Origin of the sequence: Neobacillus rhizosphaerae, assembly GCF_050477885.1 — a bacterium.
Lineage (GTDB): Bacteria > Bacillota > Bacilli > Bacillales > Cytobacillaceae > Neobacillus > Neobacillus rhizosphaerae_A.
Map to the genome: position 1 here is coordinate 1 of NZ_JBCNAC010000203.1, position 2,501 is coordinate 2,501.

Here is a 2,501-nt window from a genome sequence, read left to right on the forward strand (position 1 = left end):
GGGGACTGTCCCCAAAAAGATAGTGTAGGGGTTCGGTCGGTCCATTCCGTCTATTAATATAGAAAGTTTTTTGTTTGGAGGGAATGGCAGAAATGAAACAACAATTAGTGAATTCGTTTGAGGAATTAGTCAATGAATATGGGAAAACCATCTATAAATATATTTTTTCGTTAGTCAAACATAAGGAACTTGCGGAGGATCTTTATCAGGAGGTGTTACTCTCTGCTTATTTAGCATATCCTTCAATTAAGGAGCAAGGTAAATATAAAAGCTGGTTATTTACGATTGCAATCAATAAATGCCGAGATTATTGGAGAAAGGAAAATAAATCAAAGCATTTTTGGAGAGAAGAGGTGTATTCGTATTCTGTCTCAGTCGAATCTCCCTACATTCCAGAAGAGGAAGTCCTACATAATTTTTCCGCTCAGCAAATGGCGGAAAAGATAAACCTATTACCCGAAATTTATCGATATCCTATTTATCTTTATTATTATCAAGATTTGTCTCTACTAGAAATTGCGAAAAAAAGTAATCTTCCGATGTCTACTGTTAAAACAAGAATGAAAAGGGCAAAGGAACGGCTCCGACCAAAAATGCTTTCATTAGCTTAAAAAATCCATATCTTAAATATTCTTTGAAAAGGGGAAGGTCTATCATGACTGGAAAAGGAACAAAGAACATTCCTGCAAATTTACTGCCATATATTTCAAAGCAATATTATCATTGCTATACGCCAATCGAGCATGCAGTTTGGCGTTTTGTTATGAAGCAGAATCATTATTTTTTAAAAGAAATTGCCCACCCTGCATATGTCAATGGATTAAGAGATTCAGGGATCAAGACAGAATCGATACCAAAAGTGGATGATATGAATACGAGTCTTTCGAAAGTTGGCTGGGGAGCGGTGACCATTGATGGACTGATTCCAGGCTCAGCCTTTTATGGCTTTTTAGCCAATCGCCTCTTGCCGATCGCCACAGAGATTCGAAATGTTCAAAACATTGCTTATACACCTGCACCAGATATGCTTCATGAAGCGGCAGGGCATGCACCTATTCTTTTAGATGAAGCCTACCGTGAATTTGTAAGGAAAATTGGTGAAATGGGGGCAAAGGCTCTTTCAAGTAAAGAAAAGGCACAGGTATTTATGGCTGTTCGTCATTTAACGATTGTAGCAGAAGACCCTAATTCGACTCCGGAGCAAGTAAAAGAGGCGGAATTGAATGTAACGGAGGCTCGTAGTAAATTGCAAGGTTTAACTGAAGCAGATAAGGTTTCACGGCTGTTTTGGTGGACTGTCGAATATGGGTTAATAGGGGAACTAGATAATCCCAAAATATATGGGGCTGGCTTACTATCCTCGGTAGGTGAGAGTCAAAGCTGTTTGAAGGATGACGTCCGTAAAATACCATTTTCCGTTGAAGCCTGTATAAGTACACCATATGATGTGACGAAACCGCAGCCGCAATTATTTGTTTGTAAAAGCTTTGATGACCTAGTGGCGGCCATAGATGATTTTGCATCGACGATGGCGTTTCGAAAAGGCGGAACCGAGAGTCTCGTTCAAGCACTGCAGACAGATAATACGGCAACCATTTGTTTTTCCTCTGGGCTGCAAGTTACAGGAACACTAGCTGATGTCTTAATTAATGATAAAACGGAAGCCGTTTATTTTAAGACAAAGGGTCCAACAGCATTAGCCTGCAATAACCAACAACTGGCTGGGCATGGGAAAGAAACACATCGCAAAGGCTTTGGTACACCAATTGGTCGCTTAAAGGGAAATATAATCTTAGAACATTGCTCGATGGCTCAATTAAAGGATTTGGGTATTGAGGTTGATAAGAAGGTTCAATTATCATTTGAGAGCGGAGTGTTGGTTGAGGGAACGGTGAAAGGAATTCTTTTTTCAGACACCAAACCTGTTATTATCTCCTTTAAAGATTGCCAAGTAGCTTATAAGGATCAGGTACTGTTTGAACCAGCATGGGGGACATTCGATATGGCCGTGGGTGCAAGCATTGATTCAGTATTTGCTGGTGCTGCCGATCCTAATGCCTATTTTGAATGGGCAGAGAACGAAGAACTAGAGGAAATGATGGAACATCTTGAATGGAATGAGCTAGAAAACTTATATGAAGAAATTCGCAACCTACGTGAAGGCTCGGTTTGGAATGATGAGAGTGAGGCCCATTTGGAAGAGGTTTTAGCCATCTTAAATGAACGGTATCCAAAAGAGTGGTTGCTGCGCTTAGAGATTCTCGAACTCTATAAACTTCATGATGCCAATCACCAAAATGTAAACGCTGTCATGGGTAAGCTACAAAATACTTCTTGGGAGTCATCTGTTAAACAAATGATTAACCGGGGATTAACTTTAATTAATTGCTTTGAAAAATAACTTTGGAGATATAAAGAACCATCCGTATATTTGGGAGGGCTTTTGTCTACGTTACTTATTTGTGTACGGAATGATAAACCGGGTAACGTAGAAGCGTTCT

The 2,501-nt window shown here is 39.7% G+C and carries 2 protein-coding genes; both read left to right on the forward strand.

What is annotated here, in order from left to right; all coding sequences use genetic code 11:
• Positions 1-92: 92 nt before the first annotated feature.
• Entirely contained in the window at positions 93-611 is a 519-nt protein-coding gene (locus ABES03_RS25550) for an RNA polymerase sigma factor (protein WP_430122003.1), read from the forward strand.
• A gap of 44 nt (positions 612-655) precedes the next feature.
• Complete coding sequence (locus tag ABES03_RS25555; RefSeq protein WP_430122005.1) at positions 656-2,401, forward strand: aromatic amino acid hydroxylase; 1,746 nt, start codon at positions 656-658, stop codon at positions 2,399-2,401.
• Positions 2,402-2,501: the final 100 nt, after the last annotated feature.

What these genes read in the sequence shown, in the direction of transcription:
- ABES03_RS25550 (WP_430122003.1), top strand. Translation starts at nt 93, where the DNA reads ATGAAACAACAATTAGTGAATTCGTTTGAGGAATTAGTCAATGAATAT.
- ABES03_RS25555 (WP_430122005.1), top strand. Translation starts at nt 656, where the DNA reads ATGACTGGAAAAGGAACAAAGAACATTCCTGCAAATTTACTGCCATAT.